The sequence below is a fragment of the Brevibacillus brevis genome (assembly GCF_900637055.1).
Lineage (GTDB): Bacteria > Bacillota > Bacilli > Brevibacillales > Brevibacillaceae > Brevibacillus > Brevibacillus brevis.
Map to the genome: position 1 here is coordinate 4502566 of NZ_LR134338.1, position 16599 is coordinate 4519164.

Below are 16599 nucleotides of genomic sequence, written 5' to 3' on the forward strand. Positions count from 1 at the left end.
GTCCGAACGAATGCTCAGTAAGAAATGGCTATACGGCGCGGTTTTTGCTTGAAAGCGGATACAACAAAACGGTCAAAACCGTTTTGTTGACCGCAAGCGGTCGCTATACTTTTATGAAAAACGTCGAGACGTTTTTCACTGAAAACTGGAAAGCTTGTCCAGTTTTTGCAACGGAAAAAGAACGGCATTGCCGTCCCTCTCCTCCTTTTCGGTTCCGTTTTATTGCGGGGATTTCAATCCTTCTATCAAAATCGTTGCGACTTCCGGACGAGTAAATTCCGGAGGTGGCGTGATCCCGTTTCTCAACATTTCCCTCACTTTTGTTCCCGATAAGGTCAGATGAGAGTCTTTGTCATGCGGGCACGTCTTGGTCGTTGCCATACCTTGGCATGCCGTGCAGTAAAAGCTGTGCTCAAAAAAGAGCAGCTGGATACCGAGCTCGCCTGGCGCAAACTCGGAAAAGATGTGCTGCGCATCATACGTCCCGTAGTAATCGCCTACCCCTGCGTGATCGCGGCCGACGATAAAGTGTGTACAACCGTAATTTTTTCGTACCAATGCGTGGAAGACCGCCTCTCGCGGACCTGCATATCGCATGGCAGCCGGAAAAGCGCCGAGCAGTACACGGTTGTGCGGATAGTAATTTTCCAAAAGGGCGAGATAGCTTTTCATTCGTACTTGTGCAGGAACATCGTCTGACTTCGTTTCCCCCATCAGTGGGTTGAGAAAAAGGCCATCAACAATCTCCAATGCCGCCTTTTGAATATATTCATGCGCCCGGTGAACGGGATTGCGCGTTTGAAAACCAACCACCGTTTTCCAGCCATTTTTTCGAAATCGTTCTCTCGTTTCAGCCGGCGTCAAATAAAAATCAGAGAAGCGCTCAGGCCGTGGCTTTTGCAGTACTTCTACGGGGCCACCCACGTATAGGTTTGGCTTTTCAAACAGTTTTTTCACACCAGGGTGAGCGAGATCCACCGTACGAAAAACGAGCTCTGCCTCACGCATTTTATCTGGCACATAGCAGCTATTCACCCGCAAAATCGCATAATCCACTCCATCTTCCCCACGTAGCAGAATACTGTCGCCAGGCACAAGATCATCGTGCTCATCTGCATCGACAGCCAATGTCACTGGCAACGGCCACACCGTTCCATTGGCTAGACGCATCGTTTCCACGACAGTGTGGTAATCCGCCTCTTCCATGAATCCAGCCAACGGCGAAAATGCCCCGATAGCAAGACATTCGATGTCCGACAGGGTCCATTTGTCCACGATAATGGCTTTTTTGATCCCGTGCGGCAAGATCGTTTGTTTCACGTCTTTCCCTCCTGCGCTGTTCATTTGTGCAGACCGCATTCTGTCTTTTCGAAGCCAGCCCACCGTCCCGACCGAGAATCTTGGCCAGGCATGACAGCGCGCGTGCATACTCGACAGCCAATGCTTGGATAGTTCCGGTCGTGCAATGGATTGTAAGGGACATCATGCGCATGGATATATTCCCACACCTGGGCCTCCGTCCAATCTGCTAGCGGATTGAATTTAACCAGGTTGAATTTTTCGTCCCACTCCACTTTTTTGGTATTCGCTCGGGTAGGTGATTGCTCGCGGCGAATACCTGTAATCCACGCCTGATAGTTGGACAGGACGCGCTTTAACGGCTCTACCTTCCGAATCTCGCAGCAAAGATTCGGTTCTCTCTCCCACAGTTTTTCTCCGTGTTTTTCTGCCTGCTCGGTTAGCGTCAACTGTGGCTGCACTTGAATAAATGTTGTGCTGTATCTGGCTTGCAGCTTGTCACGCGTATCATACGTTTCAGCAAAATGAATGTTGGTATCGAGGTAAAATACAGGAATCGTGGGAGCCAATTTGTGCTGCATGTCAATTAAAACGACATCTTCAGCGCCAAAGCTGGCAGCTAGGATCAGACTAGCTGCATAGTTTTCCACGGCGTTCACAAGCACGTCCTGCGGCGCGTGAGCTTCCAGTCGGCTTGCCCATTCCTGTATTTCCTCATCCGCCATTTTCTGGCGATTGCTCATCAGCGAAACTCCTCTCTTGCTAGGATTCACCCACCATCATATGCCTAGTGACTGGAAGTGGCGCATCGTCCACCCATATCCAACTCGCCCAAACCAAACCGTCATGACCGTTTGGTTGACCGCAAGCGGTCGTATCCACTTTTTTGAAAAATGTCGAGATGTTTCGATCCCCCGATGAGAGGGGACGTTTTTCACAGAAAAAAAGCCGCCAGACATGGTCTGACAGCTTTCTGCTGCGTTATTTTTCATCTTTTTCGTTTACAGCCGGGGCGAAAATAAACGAAGGACCGATTTGTTGTGTCTTTTTGGTATCGGTTACTTTAACGGTTTGAACGGTTGGTATCGCATATGAACCAGGGCTTACGAAGGAAGGCGGCACCGAGTAAGAATCATCCTTGTCTTTCGCAAACGCTCCTGGCACAAACAACGCTGAACAAACTACTGCTGTTACACCCATTATCATCCATTTTTTTCTCATCTATTTCTCTCTCCCTATCCAATGTTTTCCTGTAACGCTTTTTATTGTATGGCATTGGGGAGTCTGCTTGACACGGACGAAAGATTGTTTTTTTCTCAGACTTGAGGTTTACATCCACTTGGTACCAAAGAAAAAGCATCCTGTACGGATGCTTGAAGCCCATTAGTTTTCTTCTTTTTCGTTTACAATTGGAGTAAAAGTAAATGCACTTCCTGCTGTTTGCGTGCCTGCTACCGCATCTGTTTTCTGTACTACTGGAGCCGAGTGCGGACCAGGGGCGAAGATAGAAGGCGTCACGGAATATGAGTCATCTTTGTCTTTGGCAAACGCCCCTGGCACGAACATCGCTGAACAAACAACTGCTGTAATTCCCATCATCATCCACTTTTGTTTTCTCATTTTGATCTCTCTCCCTATCCAATGTTTTCCTCTTATGGCTTTATTTTAAGGGATCAGCCATGTTGTCTAACACGGACGGGAGGTTGTTTTCTCCTCAGACCTGGGGCGGATTCTGCTTTAGGACCAGAGCCTAGTTCTACAGCGAATTAGCAGTTCTATTTTCCTCTTTTTCAAAATGACAGAAAGCATTTATACAAAATATGGTATGATTTTGAATTGTGCTGATTTTCATTTGACAGGAGGTAACCGCATGTCCAAGCTCAGAGGGGTATTGCTTTCTGGATTGTTGCTCATTCCGATTCTATCGGGCTGTAGCCAGGAAGCCAAGCCCGTTGAAGCCGAGTCCGGGCAAACCCAGAACCAGCCGTCAACACAGACTACCACTGCTCCTGAACCGACGGCAGAAACGAAAGCAAAGGAAGAAGCCAAACCAGAGGGTGAAGCTGTAAACTTCGAAGTCGTTGGCCAGCCATCTAGCGACGCTCCAGCAGACCAAGGAGATCCAAAAGCCACTCTTGGAGGGGAACTCACCATCAACTCCAAGACATTGACGATCAAAGGATCATCCAACTTGCTCCCCGGTGCAAAAGTAAAAGCAAATGTAACCGCAAAAGGCTATAATATGTGGGGTTATAACGATGAGACGGAGGTTAACTCCGATGGAAGCTTTGAACTGGAGGTAAAAAAGCCAGACGTGAAGGCACAGATGGAAGTCGAATTGTCCTTCACCTCCGATCAGCAAAGCGATCGAATCCAAGAAGCCTATGGTAAAACCGGCGAAAAGCTAACCGGTGATTACGTGTATCAATACCTCGATTCTGACAAGTTGAAATACAAAGTGGCGACCTTTGCCTATGTCGACCCGAAAGCACAGACAAATACGAAGGTGCCATTCGAAACACCTGTATGGGATAAACCATCTGATTATGGTCAACCTGCTATTTGGATCAAGCCGAGCATAACCAAAAACGGGAAATCCCTAACCGTAGCGGCAAAAAGCAATTTCCTGGAAGGGACTAAGATAAGTGGTGGTCTCGATATCCCTAACCATGTCCATTATGGCTATACAGATCAGACTGAGGTTAAACCGGATGGATCTTTTTCCCTGCAAATCCCCCAGCCTGACAAAGTTAAGCAATATTACGTCCTTATTCAATTCATACCAGACGACAATATGTGGCCAACTGTAAAGGATGCCTATGGGGAAAAAGGTGAAAAATTAAAAGGCGAGTTCATCAAAATCAAAGACTCAGACAAAAAAACAGTCAACATGATTGAAATGAAGATCAAAGTGGATCTATAGGCATGAAAAAAAGCACCCGTTGTGGATGCTTTCGCGGTCGAATTCGTTCGATCGCCTTTTTTTTCTTACACATCGATCGTTGTTCTTGTATGCTTATACAGCTCTTCAATCGTCTGCCCTTTTGCTCGGGCAAGTACCTCCATGCGCACACTCAGTTGCTTTTTCGCAAACTGCTGCAAATCAGCGACCTTCACTCCGAATGCACTCACTCCTTGTGGGTCATCCATCCAGTCGTACAGATGACTTGCCATTGGAGCCAGCTCATCCATCTTTTTGGCAATGACATCGTAAATATGGGGATGCTCACAGATCAATCGCTGCAGCAGGAATGTTCCGTAGCTGATATGCCGCGATTCGTCTGTCTTTAAATACCCGATTCCTTGCATTAAACCGGGCATGAGCCCTGTTTTGCTGAGTGCTTCGTAAAACGCATAGTAGCCTGTCTCTGCGAGCACGCCTTCCACAAACATGTTGTAGACAGTAGAAGCTTCTGCGATGGCTTCAGGGGATTTATCCGTCAGCAGACGATTGAGTGCATTTGGCAAGATCTCATGGAAAATTCGTTTGTACACATCATCGTGAAAATGATGCAAGTCTCCTGACTCGCCGATATTATCGAGAACCAACCGAAAAAACTCCGTATGCTTGGCCTCTTCAAAGAGGAAGGTCGTCAAATACATTTCTTCCTCCAATCGCCCTTCCTCTGCTATGACCATGATCAAAGGCAAAAGATCGAGGGTGACAGCTTCTTCCCCACCAAGAAAACCAGCAATCCGCCCCAAAGTTTCTTCCTTCTGCTCCGGATTCATCTTCGCGTAATCTTCACGGTCTTGCGTAAAATCAATGTCCTGCGGGTTCCAAATGCCGTATCTCTTCGCTTTTTGATACAATTGGTACGGCAGCAGCTCCTGATTCAATCCTTTTTGGCTGGTCGAAACAAAACCATTCCTCATCCCCATCCAACCTTTCTTTTTTCTCATACGCCTTCTATTCCGAACGAATGAAAGAAGTCACGAAATTGTTAATTTATCCCATTTCCATTCTTTACGCTCCGATCAGCGGTTTGATAAAATGAAGGCGCTGTAGGTTGATTATAGGTCAGGCTGAACGATCGTTCATATCCCCAAAAATCAGGGGGTGTTCATCACGCAAATGGAGGTGGCAATCACTCCATGGTCAGTCCAGAGCTGAACATGTACATCGATCGAATCGAAGAAACGACATTTTACGAGGAGAAACTGGTGCTTGCTGTACGCGGCTTCGTGGATCTCTTTCCTTTTATGGGAGCCATTCTGTGCAATTACTCGACGCTCAGTCAAATGGGTGAGGGACTATGGTCGATCCTTGACCAAGAGTTATGCTCTATCCGCGATATACGGGTGGACATGCGCAATATGCCCCTCATCCAGCATGCGATCCGTGAACAGAGAGCCGTCCTGCTAGATTCTGAGGCGATTCGTCAGTTCCCGCCCGATTTAGTGTACGGCGCCCCTTATGCACTCATTCTCCCCATCAGCTATGGGCCTAACGTACTCGGCTACGCCGGTATTTCCTGGCATCAGGATGGCTGTTCCGGCATCAACCATCAATTGGTACAATCCTTAAGCGCATACTGTTCGATGCTGGGCAAAGTATTGGCAACTGACTCCCTTCGCCCTAAAACCGTCAAGCTCTCACGGCGAGAAGTCGAAGTCATGCAGCGGATGTCATGGGGCGAAAGCGTTAAGGAGATGGCGGACTGGATGGGAATCAGTGAGTTTACCGTGCAGGATTACATCAAGTCCGCCTTAAAAAAGCTCGGTGTGCAAAATCGCGCACAAGGTGTGGCGGACGCCATAAGACAGCGAATCATTTGTTGAGTAGAAATGGAAAAAACAACCGAATGTGATTTCGGTTGTTTTTCTTTGGCTCGTAATCCAAAACTCGACAGTACGTCATTGAATTCAAGAGCATGGCACTGTCTGACTACTACCCCACGTCTGACGAAAATGGATTGATAATCACAACAAAAAAGCCGACCTCGCCCTCAATCGGGAAGATCGGCTCTTCTATTCAAAAATTACGCGTTCAGTTTGCCTTTAGCAACTGTTGCCAGTTCGTTGAACGCAGCTTTGTCGTTAACAGCCAAGTCAGCCAGCATTTTGCGGTTAACTTCGATGCCAGCAACTTTCAGGCCGTGCATCAAACGGCTGTAGGACAGACCGTTCATGCGAGCTTGCGCGTTGATACGAGTGATCCACAGTTTGCGGAAATCACGTTTCTTTTGACGACGGTCACGGTATGCATACAGCAGGGATTTCATTACCTGCGCATTAGCGGATTTAAACAGGCGATGTTTGGAACCGAAGTATCCTTTCGCCAGCTTCAGGATTTTCTTATGACGACGGCGTGTAACAATGCCACCTTTTACTCTTGGCATACTAAACTCCTCCTGGTCTTTCCAGCATGGCGGCCTACTGCTAGGCGCTTAGGGAGCTCATGCTGCGTAATGGTGTGTAATAAAGAAAAACTTACAGGTAAGTGAGCATTTGCTCAATACGTTTTTGATCGCCTTTGGAAACGAGTGCAGCTTTGCGCAGGTGGCGCTTAGCTTTCGTCGATTTGTTAGCGAACAAGTGGCTACCAAACGCACGGTCGCGCTTCAATTGGCCGCTTCCAGTCTTTTTGAAACGTTTCGCAGCAGCCTTGTTGGTTTTCATTTTAGGCATCTGAAAAATCCTCCTGTCTAAACTACTATCTTACTTTTCCGCTTTCGGAGCCAGAATCATGATCATGCTGCGGCCCTCGATCTTCGGCTTGCGCTCAGGCGTAGCGAGATCTTCACACTGGGCAGCTACACGTTCCATAACGCCTAGTCCAATTTCGGAGTGGGTGATTTCACGTCCACGGAAACGGATCGTACACTTCACCTTGTGTTGATCCTCCAAGAACTTGCGGACGTTGCGAAGCTTTGTTTGAAAATCGTGTTCCTCGATGTTAGAAGAAAAACGCACTTCTTTCAGCTCGATAATCTTCTGGTTTTTACGCGCTTCTTTTTCCTTTTTCGCCTGCTCGTATTTGAACTTTCCATAGTCCATGATACGGCATACAGGCGGCTTGGCTGTAGGAGCAACGTTTACCAGATCCAATTCAGCTTCCTGGGCAATGCGCAACGCTTCCCTAAAAGGTACGACTCCCAATTGGCTCCCGTCTGCACCGATTAATCGGACTTCACGGGCACGGATCGCTTCGTTAATTAACATTTGATCCTTGCTAATACTTGCCACCCCCGTCAATTTCGAGAAGGAACAAAAATGTGCGAACGCAATCTGCGCCCGCACATATCTCACCTAAGCAATTTCATCAGATCCGAGGATCTTTGCGTAAGAGTTACCTGTCAACAGTCGTATACGACGTCGACCCAGGTGAGAAGCTGGGCGCCTCTGCTTGTTCTCGAAGTATGAAGTGTTTATACACGCAATTTATATTACTAGGTAGCTTGGGTTTTGTCAAGGCTAATACCTAATTATCCCCCGATATGGGACATTTCGACCTTTTCACGCTTGGCGAGACCAGGTGTTTCACTTAGGCGTTCCTCCGAGTAGCGCACGTCACGCCGCTCCCAAATCGCACGTATCAGCTCGCGAATCTCTTCATCCGTGCGTCCATCGCGGACTGGTTCGCGCAAATCATCTCCGGATGAAGCAAAGAGACAGTTGTACAATTTTCCTTCTGCCGACAGACGAGCTCGCGTACAAGTGGAGCAAAAAGCTTGGGTCACCGATGAGATCAACCCGATCTCCTGGTTCGATCCCTCATAGCGATAACGAGAAGCCACCTCTCCATAGTAGTTCGCTTCAGTCGCTACCAACGGCATCTCTTCATGGATCATGCGCACAATTTCACGGGAAGGTACGACTTGATCCAGTCGCCAGCCGTTACTGTTTCCCACGTCCATGAATTCAATAAATCGAAGGGTGTGCCCTTGCTCACGGAAGTACCGTGCCATCGGTAAAATATCTTGATCATTGACTCCTCGCTGTACCACCATGTTGATCTTGATCGATAGCCCGGCATCTGCTGCAACACGAATCCCTTCCAGCACGGCATCGACCTGATAGCCTCTTCCATTCAACATCCCAAAGCGCTCATTATCCAAGCTGTCCAGGCTGACCGTGACCCGATCCAGACCGGCTTCTTTTAGTGCTTGCGCATGGCGGGTCAAGAGAGAACCGTTGGTCGTCATCGCAATATCTTGAACACCTTCCACTCCACGTATCATTCGAATCAATTCAGGCAAATTTCTGCGCATTAATGGCTCTCCGCCGGTAATGCGGATTTTCCCGACCCCAAGCGAAGTAAAGATCTGGGTCAAACGGGTAATCTCCTCAAAGGTCAGCAACTTGCTTTGCGGCAAAAACTCAAAATCCGGTCCAAAAATTTCGGCAGGCATGCAATAACGACAACGAAAATTACATTTATCAGTGACAGATATTCGTAAATCTCGGAGAGGACGGTTCCGTAAATCAAGCACTTTTTCTGGCATAGATGTTCACTCTCCTTTTATCTATAGGACGACTTTTTTCCCTTATCTTTATAATATCGCATTTCGACTTAGTACCAGTCTATTATCATAAATCGAAATAGCCAAATTTTCAAACGCAAACAGCACATTGTTCATAAATGGGACCACTTTACAAAAAAAAGAGTACGAATTCCTCCCTACATTCGTACTCTTTCCGTTATGCATTCTTATATCTTAAATGTACTGATCATTCTTTCCAGTTCGCGAGCCATCTGATTCAAAGATTCAAATGAAACAGCAAACTCTTCCATAGTAGCCAATTGTCCTTTGGAGGAAGCAGCCAGATTTTCAGCATTGTGCGCTGAAATCCTTGCAATTTGGGCAGTCTCGTCCACTGATGCTGCTACTTGTTCCGATCCAGCGGACATCTGCTCAGAGACAGCAGATACCTCCTGAATTTGATCGGTTATCTGTCGAATTTCTTGTAAGATGCGTTGGAAGGCCTCTCCTGACTCCAGTACAGTAGACAATCCATCCTGAACATCTTGATTGACTGAATCCATCGAGTTGACCGCTATGGTCGTATCTGTTTGGATCTCCTGAATGAGGTTGGCGATTTGCCGTGCAGACTCATCAGATTGTTCAGCGAGTTTTCTCACTTCATCTGCTACGACAGCAAAACCTCGTCCATGCTCTCCCGCACGGGCAGCTTCGATGGCTGCATTGAGAGCAAGCAGATTCGTTTGGGAAGCAATTCCCGTAATCACGTCAATAATTTGCACAATTTCTTTGGATCGCTCACCCAATTGCTTGACTACGGATACGGAATGTTCCACAGAGACACGGATGGAGTCCATTTGCTGGATCGCTTTTTGGATGGACTGGTTACCTAGCTGCGCTTCATCCGTCGTACATGTAGATGCTTCCGAGATGATGGAGGTTGTCTCCGCCACGCGTTGGATGCCAATCGACATTTCTTCCATTGCTCTTGCGGATTCTTCCGTACCTCTGAGCTGATTTTGCGCCCCGCTCGCTACTTCCTGTATGGTAGTAGATATTTTGTTCGCAGTATCTACATTGTCCGTCAAGCGAACCGATATGTTATCTGACGAAGTAGAGAGGGTGTTAACCGCTTTTTGGACTTCGCGAATGAGTCCTTGGATGGATACTTGCATCACCTGAATGCTCTGACCAAGCATGCCGATTTCGTCTTTTCTTTCCAAAAGGTTTTTGGGCAATTCCCCGGTAAAGTCACCACGTCCGATCTGCGCAATCTGATCAACGATGGCAAGCAATGGCTTGGTGAATTTGTGCGAGAAAAGGACGGAAGCGACAGCCGCCAGTAAGGCAAAGAAAATGCTTAATGCCCCGATGATGGAACCGATTTGATTGGCTTCAGCAGAGAGCTCCGCTTTTTCAATAAACGAAATATATTTCCACCCAGTTTTGTCTGAAGTAAAGACGTTGGCCAAATACTCGGTATCGTTCATTGTGACCGCAAAGCTGCTGGAGGTATTCTCTGCGATAGCGGCCAATTCAGGAATTTGCGTATCCTTCAGGTTTTTCGAATTGAGCTCGGGGTTTTTGGGATTAGCCAAAATCGTCCCGTCTTTGCCAACCAGCATGAGATAACCCGTTTTCCCGATCTTAATTTCTTTCAGAATGTCGGTTAGCCCTTTTAAATTCACATCCAGTCCAACAACGCCCAGTGGTTCACCCTTGTCATCCTTTAGCATCGTCACGTTACTGATCACGATACTGTTGTCGCCTAAATAAAGATAAGGATCTGTCGTGATCACTTTGCCGGGATTCTCCATTGGCGTTTTGTACCAATCCCTCGTACGCGGATCGTAATTCGGAATGACATCATCTGTCGGCCACTGTATGTATCCTCCGTATTTCGTCGCCAAATAAATAAATGCAGTATTCGGATGAGAATCGACAAATCGCAGGAAATCTTGAAAAATAGCAGCTTCTACCCCACCATTTTGCAGTGGCGTATGCTTGGATTTGGTTGGCTTGTCCATATACGTCGTAATGGTGTTATCTGCACTTTTTAGTAAGGGACTGCCTGCTATCAGGTTTACGTTTTCACGAATCGAGTCGAAGTACAAGTTAATCGCATTGTCTACTTGAGCCACTTCTTTTGTCGTGGATTCAATAAAATAGGTCTGGATTCGCTCCTCCATTTTGACATAAACAAATGAGCTAATCACTCCAATCGGGATTAAAATAATGGCAAGAAATGCTGCTATCAGTCTTTGCTTGATGCTTACCCGCATACGTATCCCCCGCAGTTCTTCTTGATGTCCATATGTTCAATTACCATAAATCCTTTTCCCGTTCTTTTTTCCAAGTAAACGTATCAAGTAAACGTATAATGAAAAAAGCCGCCCAAAACTTCAGAGCGGCTTTACTTCTATGCATTATTACTTCATTTCATTGATTTCAGCGCGGATTTTCTCTACAAACGCATCCACTGTCATCGCGCCTTCATCGCCTACTCCGCGTTTGCGGACGGACAGTGTACCGTCAGCCACCTCTTTTTCACCGATGACCAGCATGTACGGGATTTTTTCAACTTGTGCTTCACGGATTTTGTAGCCGATTTTCTCATTGCGGCCATCCAGCTCTATGCGAATGCCAGCTTGTTGCAGCTTTTCTCTTACTTGTTCTGCATATGGCATGTGCACTTCGCTGATGTTCATGATGCGTGCCTGGATTGGAGTCAGCCAAATCGGGAATGCACCTGCGTAGTGCTCGATCAGGATACCAATGAAGCGCTCCATGGAGCCGTACATCGCACGGTGCAAGACAACTGGACGATGCTTCTCGTTGTCTTGACCCACGTAAGTCAGGTCGAATTTCTCTGGCATTTGGAAGTCCAGCTGGATCGTTCCGCATTGGTGACGGCGTTTCAGCGCGTCGGTAATTTGGAAGTCAATCTTCGGTCCGTAGAACGCACCGTCGCCTTCTTTGATTTCGTATGCCATACCGAGCTCTTCCAACACTGTTTTCAGAGAGCCTTCCGCTGCTTCCCACAGCTCATCAGAGCCCATGGAATCTTCCGGACGAGTGGACAGAGCTACACTGTATTCGAAGCCAAACACCTTGTAGATGCTGTCAATCAAAGTGATCATGCCTTTGATTTCACTCGCGATCTGATCAGGACGGACAAATACGTGCGCGTCATCCTGGCAGAAGGTGCGCACCCGCAGCATTCCATTCAATGCCCCGGAGTACTCATGGCGGTGAACTTGCCCGAACTCGGAGTAACGGATCGGCAGGTCGCGGTAGGAATGCATCTCGTTTTTATAGATCAGCATGTGACCTGGGCAGTTCATTGGCTTCAAAGCGTAAGTCGCGTTGTCTACTTCAGAGAAGTACATGTTCTCTTTGTAGTGATCCCAGTGACCGGATTCTTTCCAGAGACGCTCGTTCATGAGGAACGGAGAGCGTACTTCTGTGTATTGTGCCAATTGTTGCAGACGGCGGGAGAATTGCTCCAGCTCGTTGCGAACAGTGAAGCCTTTTGGCAGGTAGAACGGCATACCTGGTGCTTCCTCGGAGAACATGAACAGTCCCAGCTCTTTACCCAATTTGCGGTGATCGCGCTTTTTCGCTTCTTCGATGAAGTGCAGATATTCATCCATGTCTGCTTTTTTCGGCCAAGCTGTACCGTATACACGTTGCAGAACTTGGTTTTCTGCTTTTCCGCGCCAGTATGCACCTGCCACGCTCATCAGCTTGAATGCTTTGATGTAGCCAGTGGACGGCAAGTGCGGACCACGACAGAGGTCGAAAAATTCGCCTTGCTCATACAGTGTGATAGTCGCATCCTCTGGCAGGTCGCGAATCAGCTCCAGCTTCAGGTGATCGTTCAGTTCTTGGAAAATCGCAGTTGCTTCTTCGCGGCTTACGACTTTGCGGCGAATTGGCAGGTCTTCCTTCACGATTTTTTCCATTTCTGCTTCGATTTTGCCCAAATCCTCTGGGGAAAGGGAAACCGGAATATCCATGTCGTAATAGAAGCCATCTTCGATCACAGGACCGATACCGAACTTCACTTCCGCGCCATAAATGCGTTTTACCGCTTGAGCGAGCAAGTGAGCTGTACTGTGGCGGTATACTTCCAACCCGTCGGCAGAATCGAGGGTAACGATTTCAATCGCTGCGTCATCTGTGAGTTCTGTGTACAGATCGACAACCTTGCCGTCTTTTTTACCAGCTACTGCCTTTTTCTTCAGGCTAGAGCTAATGGAGCCTGCGATGTCTTCGATCGTAATCCCAGCGTCGTATTGACGAACGGCTCCATCTGGGAAAGTAACATGAATTTGTGCCACTGCGGATTCTTCCTTCCTGTATCTTGTTTGGTTGAGAAAATAAAAAAACACTCATCCCCAAAAAGGGACGAGTGTGTTCTCGCGGTACCACCCTACTTCAAGTCTGTTCACAAAAACAGACTCCTCATTCCATGTAACGGTATTTAACCGGCATACCGATAGTAAAAGCCTACGCTTCGTTCCCGGCAGCTACTCGAAGGTGGTAGATCAATAACAGTTCGCAGCGAGCTTCCAGCCTGTGGCCCGCCTCTCTAGAGCGTACGTACTATTGTCCGTGTCCTTCTCATCGTATTTATAAGCGATGTAAAGTTGTTGTTGCTATTATAGTTTAGAGGGATTATTCCCGTCAAGTACACGTCGCTCGGATAGGCAAAGCGAACAAGAGTGGCAAGTGACCAGCCGACTGTCAAAAATACTGCGGATCGTCTGTGCAAGCCCAGGCTTTTCCGAAGCCATATGGAGCACGATACTCTCAGGAGCCAGTGTAACCAAAGCACTGACCAAATAATCCTCGTCCCTGCATTTTTGTTCGTCCATGTTCAGAACGGTATCCAACTGTTCAAGCCAAAGACGATCCCCTTTTTTATCATAAAGATGGAAAGGTTTGTCCACACTAGGAACGACATGAACGACTTCCTGCTTGGTTTCCTGTACAGCAATGAAATAGCGCAACAGCTCGACAAACTCTTGGTATTGCTTGTCTTCCAGATATTCATCAATGCCAGTTTCCACGAGTTCGAACAGCTCGTTCCAATGGTCCTGCAGTCGAAACCGGACGAAGCCCAAGACGTTGATCGTTCTCTCCCATTCCAGATAGGTGAAAACGTTGCGATATACGTTTGCCTTGCGTGTCGTAGCCGTTAACAGTTCCCTGCCATCAAGCTCGACTTCTTGGCACATGCGTTGAATATAAGGAAAAATCTCTGCCCACTCGGTCTCCATTTGTTCGGCAGCGAGCAAGTCAGCTGCCATTTCTTCCATAATTTTCGGTTCCTTCACCTGAATGACCCATTCGGCTAATGTAAGAGCGACGAAGGCTCTCGCCCACTCGATGGTCTGCGCGTCATACTCAGTCTCACACCAGCTTTGAAAGTAGAACAAGAGGTATCCATTCTCTTCTTGCTCCCTGTATGTAATGCGCACAGGTGCAGTGTTGACCCGCTCCGTCATCTCATTTACGATAGCCCGATACGTGTCACAATGCTCAGGGACATTCTCCAGCAATACGCGAAACGTCTGCATAACCATCCCCCCAACCGCCATTGTAGTTACAGTATATGTCCCGTCAGGAGCGATATACTTTTAAACGATTGGAAACTCAGGGAAGGTTGCAGGTAAAAAATTCCTGATTAAAAAACCAAAAAACGCTTCCTGCCGGTTTCCCTTTGTTAAAGGGGGCAGAGAAGCGTTTGGAGGTTATTTAGTTTTGCATCACAAAATCACGTTCTGCCATTTCGCCGTCTTTGAAAACGCGCAAAATGTCATACTGTGTGTTGCGCTGTGCAGGGATTTTGCCTGCGCCGCGAATGAGCTCCAAAATTTGGTTTGTATTGACCTTGTACGTACATGCCGCTGCGGAAACAACGTTTTCTTCCATCATCGTTTGGCCAAAATCGTTCGCTCCATAAGAGAGAGAAAGCTGACCGTAATGCGGGCCCATCGTCACCCACGAAGATTGGAAGTTTTCGATATTATCCAGCATAAGGCGGCTAATTGCCAGTGTTTTCAAGTATTCCTCTGGCGTGTTGTTGACTGCCTTCATATTGGTGTTGTCCGGTTGGAATGTCCAGACGATGAACGCTTTGAATCCGCCTGTCTCATCTTGCGCATCACGAATGCGCAGAAGGGACAGTACGCGCTCCTCCATCTCTTCTCCAAAACCAATTACCATGGTAGCAGTACCAGGCAAGCCTGCACGGTGTGCTGCTTTTTGAGTGTCAATCCATTCTGTCCAAGAACCCTTCAAACGGGAGATCTTCCGACGTGTACGATCATCGAGAATTTCGCCACCCGCTCCCGGCAAGGAATCAAGACCCGCTGCCTTCAGCTCTTTCAGCACTTCCTCGACAGACATGTTGGAAACTTCCGCGATTTTCATCACTTCCGCTACAGACAGAGAGTGCATCGTAATTTGCGGGAAGCGTTCTTTGATCGCGCGCAAGAGATCCGTGTAATAATCCAGTTTCAGATCTGGGTTGGTACCGCCTTGCATCAAGATTTCTGTACCGCCAACGTCCACGGTCTCCTGAATTTTTTGGAAAATCGTTTCTCTGGGGAGAACGTATCCTTCGGAAGAACCTGGAGCTCGGTAAAAGGCACAAAAGCGGCAATACGTGTCACATACGTTCGTGTAATTGACGTTGCGACTAATGACAAAAGTCGCAATCGGTTCTGGATGATGCTTTTGCATGACCAGATTGGCATAATGTCCGATCTTTTCGATTTCATTGCTCGCAAACAAAGCCAGACCGTCTTCGAGACCCAGTCGTTCACCTGCGAGAGCACGTTCCAATATAGAATCGATCATAAGGATCACTCCTTGTACCATACGTAAATTCCATCCCACATCATAACACAATACCGGGACATCGGCTATAGCCCGAGGTGCTGACAGATTCGCTGCCATACGCGAAAAAACCCTGCAAGAGACAGGGTTTGGAATCGCAATGATTCTTATTGTTCTTCATATCCGATCTGTTCGTATACTTCTGGCTCCCAGTAAATCACGGTTTGCGCGAGTGGCAAATTCGTTTCGCGCGCTCCGTTTGGTTTGCCATTAAAATAGATGATTTCTGTTATGGATACCCGATCACCACGTACGTCAATTTCCCCTGACAATTGCAAGTTAGTCCCGTTTGGCGCATAGAAAACGGCTTTTCCCGAACCCAATGTTTTCATTGGTTCCTCCCATGATGTTTGTCCTGTTTCCCTTCATTTTAGTGGATAATCTTTCCTAGCGTCAATGAAAAACAAGGACTTCACTACCAATATTCGCCCTGAGATAAAGCTCATTGGACCACTTATTTTGAAACCGTCTGCGCAACTTGATTCTGACTTCGATTAAAATATACCTTCGATTGTTTGTTGTGGGTCATAACCAAAAGAAGAGCTACATACACCATTGCGATCAAGAAAGTTCCATTGCTTATATCGAGTAAGATCGCCAAACTTATGATAACAATCGACGACTTGAAAAACCTCATCTGTATGAAGATAAACAATAAAGTCGTGATGATCAGTGGAAGCATGAATCTTCCTTGCATTCTTCCTAACGCATAGCTTTGATCTAACATATCTTCTGGCATAGTTACCGCGCTGAACACCATTTTACTGGCCCAGTGACTCAAATTCATCGGGTCCGCCTGTGCAACCACAAAATAGAGCCCTCCCAATACGATGACTTGCAACAGCATAAACCCTTGAATGACTTTGATACATAATGGCATTTTCATAAAAAATATCCCTTTCGTAATGACATGATGGTCCCTCTTATATTCCCACACCATCTTATATTCGGGATATTTTGGAAA

17 protein-coding genes and 1 other annotated feature are annotated in these 16599 nt (G+C 47.2%); of the genes, 2 read left to right on the forward strand and 15 right to left on the reverse strand.

Annotated elements, in window-relative coordinates; genetic code table 11:
- Positions 1–219: 219 nt before the first annotated feature.
- From sat to EL268_RS21640, 4 genes are all read right to left on the reverse strand, one after another.
- Positions 220–1359 (reverse strand): sulfate adenylyltransferase, encoded by a 1140-nt coding sequence (gene sat, locus EL268_RS21625; RefSeq protein ID WP_106657525.1) that lies wholly within the window; start codon positions 1357–1359, stop codon positions 220–222.
- Complete coding sequence (locus EL268_RS21630) at positions 1341–2042, reverse strand: phosphoadenylyl-sulfate reductase (RefSeq protein ID WP_106657524.1); 702 nt, start codon at positions 2040–2042, stop codon at positions 1341–1343. Before EL268_RS21630 ends, sat begins: the two co-directional genes overlap by 19 nt.
- Positions 2043–2280: 238 nt before the next feature.
- Positions 2281–2520, reverse strand: coding sequence for a hypothetical protein (locus EL268_RS21635; protein WP_106657523.1), 240 nt, complete (start codon positions 2518–2520; stop codon positions 2281–2283).
- A 162-nt stretch (positions 2521–2682) separates the two neighbouring features.
- Complete coding sequence (locus EL268_RS21640; protein ID WP_106657522.1) at positions 2683–2919, reverse strand: hypothetical protein; 237 nt, start codon at positions 2917–2919, stop codon at positions 2683–2685.
- Between the two features lie 250 nt (positions 2920–3169).
- On the opposite strand from EL268_RS21640, the gene EL268_RS21645 reads away from it, so the two are divergent.
- The gene (locus EL268_RS21645) at positions 3170–4222 is read left to right on the forward strand and encodes a hypothetical protein (RefSeq protein ID WP_106657521.1); all 1053 of its coding nucleotides are present in this window, start codon (positions 3170–3172) and stop codon (positions 4220–4222) included.
- Between the two features lie 65 nt (positions 4223–4287).
- Here the strand turns inward: EL268_RS21645 and EL268_RS21650 are convergent, their stop codons facing one another.
- Entirely contained in the window at positions 4288–5202 is a 915-nt protein-coding gene (locus EL268_RS21650; RefSeq protein ID WP_255438307.1) for a R2-like ligand-binding oxidase, read from the reverse strand.
- 192 nt (positions 5203–5394) lie between these two features.
- On the opposite strand from EL268_RS21650, the gene EL268_RS21655 reads away from it, so the two are divergent.
- Positions 5395–6081 carry a helix-turn-helix transcriptional regulator gene (locus EL268_RS21655; protein WP_106657520.1) on the forward strand — a complete coding sequence of 229 codons (687 nt, stop codon included), beginning with the start codon at positions 5395–5397 and terminating at the stop codon, positions 6079–6081.
- A gap of 200 nt (positions 6082–6281) precedes the next feature.
- On the opposite strand, the gene rplT is transcribed toward EL268_RS21655, so the two are convergent.
- The 10 genes from rplT to EL268_RS21705 form a co-directional block, all read right to left on the reverse strand.
- The gene (gene rplT / locus EL268_RS21660) at positions 6282–6641 is read right to left on the reverse strand and encodes a 50S ribosomal protein L20 (protein ID WP_047070959.1); all 360 of its coding nucleotides are present in this window, start codon (positions 6639–6641) and stop codon (positions 6282–6284) included.
- A 91-nt stretch (positions 6642–6732) separates the two neighbouring features.
- Positions 6733–6930, reverse strand: a complete 198-nt coding sequence (gene rpmI, locus EL268_RS21665; protein ID WP_012685334.1) for a 50S ribosomal protein L35 — start codon at positions 6928–6930, stop codon at positions 6733–6735.
- 30 nt (positions 6931–6960) lie between these two features.
- Positions 6961–7464: a translation initiation factor IF-3 gene (gene infC, locus EL268_RS21670; protein WP_035291699.1), complete on the reverse strand. Its 504-nt coding sequence runs from the start codon at positions 7462–7464 to the stop codon at positions 6961–6963.
- A 263-nt stretch (positions 7465–7727) separates the two neighbouring features.
- Entirely contained in the window at positions 7728–8747 is a 1020-nt protein-coding gene (moaA, locus tag EL268_RS21675) for a GTP 3',8-cyclase MoaA (RefSeq protein WP_106657519.1), read from the reverse strand.
- 206 nt (positions 8748–8953) lie between these two features.
- Complete coding sequence (locus EL268_RS21680) at positions 8954–11008, reverse strand: methyl-accepting chemotaxis protein (protein ID WP_106657518.1); 2055 nt, start codon at positions 11006–11008, stop codon at positions 8954–8956.
- Between the two features lie 147 nt (positions 11009–11155).
- Positions 11156–13069 carry a threonine--tRNA ligase gene (gene thrS, locus EL268_RS21685; protein WP_106657517.1) on the reverse strand — a complete coding sequence of 638 codons (1914 nt, stop codon included), beginning with the start codon at positions 13067–13069 and terminating at the stop codon, positions 11156–11158.
- 60 nt (positions 13070–13129) lie between these two features.
- Positions 13130–13365 (reverse strand) — a binding site (T-box leader).
- A gap of 25 nt (positions 13366–13390) precedes the next feature.
- A complete protein-coding gene (gene ytxC, locus EL268_RS21690; protein ID WP_106657516.1) occupies positions 13391–14311 on the reverse strand; it encodes a putative sporulation protein YtxC in 921 nt (306 codons plus the stop codon).
- A 178-nt stretch (positions 14312–14489) separates the two neighbouring features.
- Positions 14490–15596, reverse strand: a complete 1107-nt coding sequence (gene mqnC / locus EL268_RS21695) for a cyclic dehypoxanthinyl futalosine synthase (RefSeq protein ID WP_106657515.1) — start codon at positions 15594–15596, stop codon at positions 14490–14492.
- Positions 15597–15742: 146 nt separating this feature from the next.
- The gene (locus EL268_RS21700; protein WP_106657514.1) at positions 15743–15967 is read right to left on the reverse strand and encodes a hypothetical protein; all 225 of its coding nucleotides are present in this window, start codon (positions 15965–15967) and stop codon (positions 15743–15745) included.
- Between the two features lie 122 nt (positions 15968–16089).
- On the reverse strand, positions 16090–16521 hold the full coding sequence (locus EL268_RS21705) for a hypothetical protein (protein WP_106657513.1): 432 nt from the start codon (positions 16519–16521) through the stop codon (positions 16090–16092).
- Positions 16522–16599 lie beyond the last annotated feature (78 nt).

Coding starts and splice junctions, on each gene's coding strand:
- sat (WP_106657525.1), bottom strand. CDS start 1,359: ATGCGGTCTGCACAAATGAACAGCGCAGGAGGGAAAGACGTGAAACAA.
- EL268_RS21630 (WP_106657524.1), bottom strand. CDS start 2,042: ATGAGCAATCGCCAGAAAATGGCGGATGAGGAAATACAGGAATGGGCA.
- EL268_RS21635 (WP_106657523.1), bottom strand. CDS start 2,520: ATGAGAAAAAAATGGATGATAATGGGTGTAACAGCAGTAGTTTGTTCA.
- EL268_RS21640 (WP_106657522.1), bottom strand. CDS start 2,919: ATGAGAAAACAAAAGTGGATGATGATGGGAATTACAGCAGTTGTTTGT.
- EL268_RS21645 (WP_106657521.1), top strand. CDS start 3,170: ATGTCCAAGCTCAGAGGGGTATTGCTTTCTGGATTGTTGCTCATTCCG.
- EL268_RS21650 (WP_255438307.1), bottom strand. CDS start 5,202: ATGAGAAAAAAGAAAGGTTGGATGGGGATGAGGAATGGTTTTGTTTCG.
- EL268_RS21655 (WP_106657520.1), top strand. CDS start 5,395: ATGGTCAGTCCAGAGCTGAACATGTACATCGATCGAATCGAAGAAACG.
- rplT (WP_047070959.1), bottom strand. CDS start 6,641: ATGCCAAGAGTAAAAGGTGGCATTGTTACACGCCGTCGTCATAAGAAA.
- rpmI (WP_012685334.1), bottom strand. CDS start 6,930: ATGCCTAAAATGAAAACCAACAAGGCTGCTGCGAAACGTTTCAAAAAG.
- infC (WP_035291699.1), bottom strand. CDS start 7,464: ATGTTAATTAACGAAGCGATCCGTGCCCGTGAAGTCCGATTAATCGGT.
- moaA (WP_106657519.1), bottom strand. CDS start 8,747: ATGCCAGAAAAAGTGCTTGATTTACGGAACCGTCCTCTCCGAGATTTA.
- EL268_RS21680 (WP_106657518.1), bottom strand. CDS start 11,008: ATGCGGGTAAGCATCAAGCAAAGACTGATAGCAGCATTTCTTGCCATT.
- ytxC (WP_106657516.1), bottom strand. CDS start 14,311: ATGCAGACGTTTCGCGTATTGCTGGAGAATGTCCCTGAGCATTGTGAC.
- mqnC (WP_106657515.1), bottom strand. CDS start 15,596: ATGATCGATTCTATATTGGAACGTGCTCTCGCAGGTGAACGACTGGGT.
- EL268_RS21700 (WP_106657514.1), bottom strand. CDS start 15,967: ATGAAAACATTGGGTTCGGGAAAAGCCGTTTTCTATGCGCCAAACGGG.
- EL268_RS21705 (WP_106657513.1), bottom strand. CDS start 16,521: ATGAAAATGCCATTATGTATCAAAGTCATTCAAGGGTTTATGCTGTTG.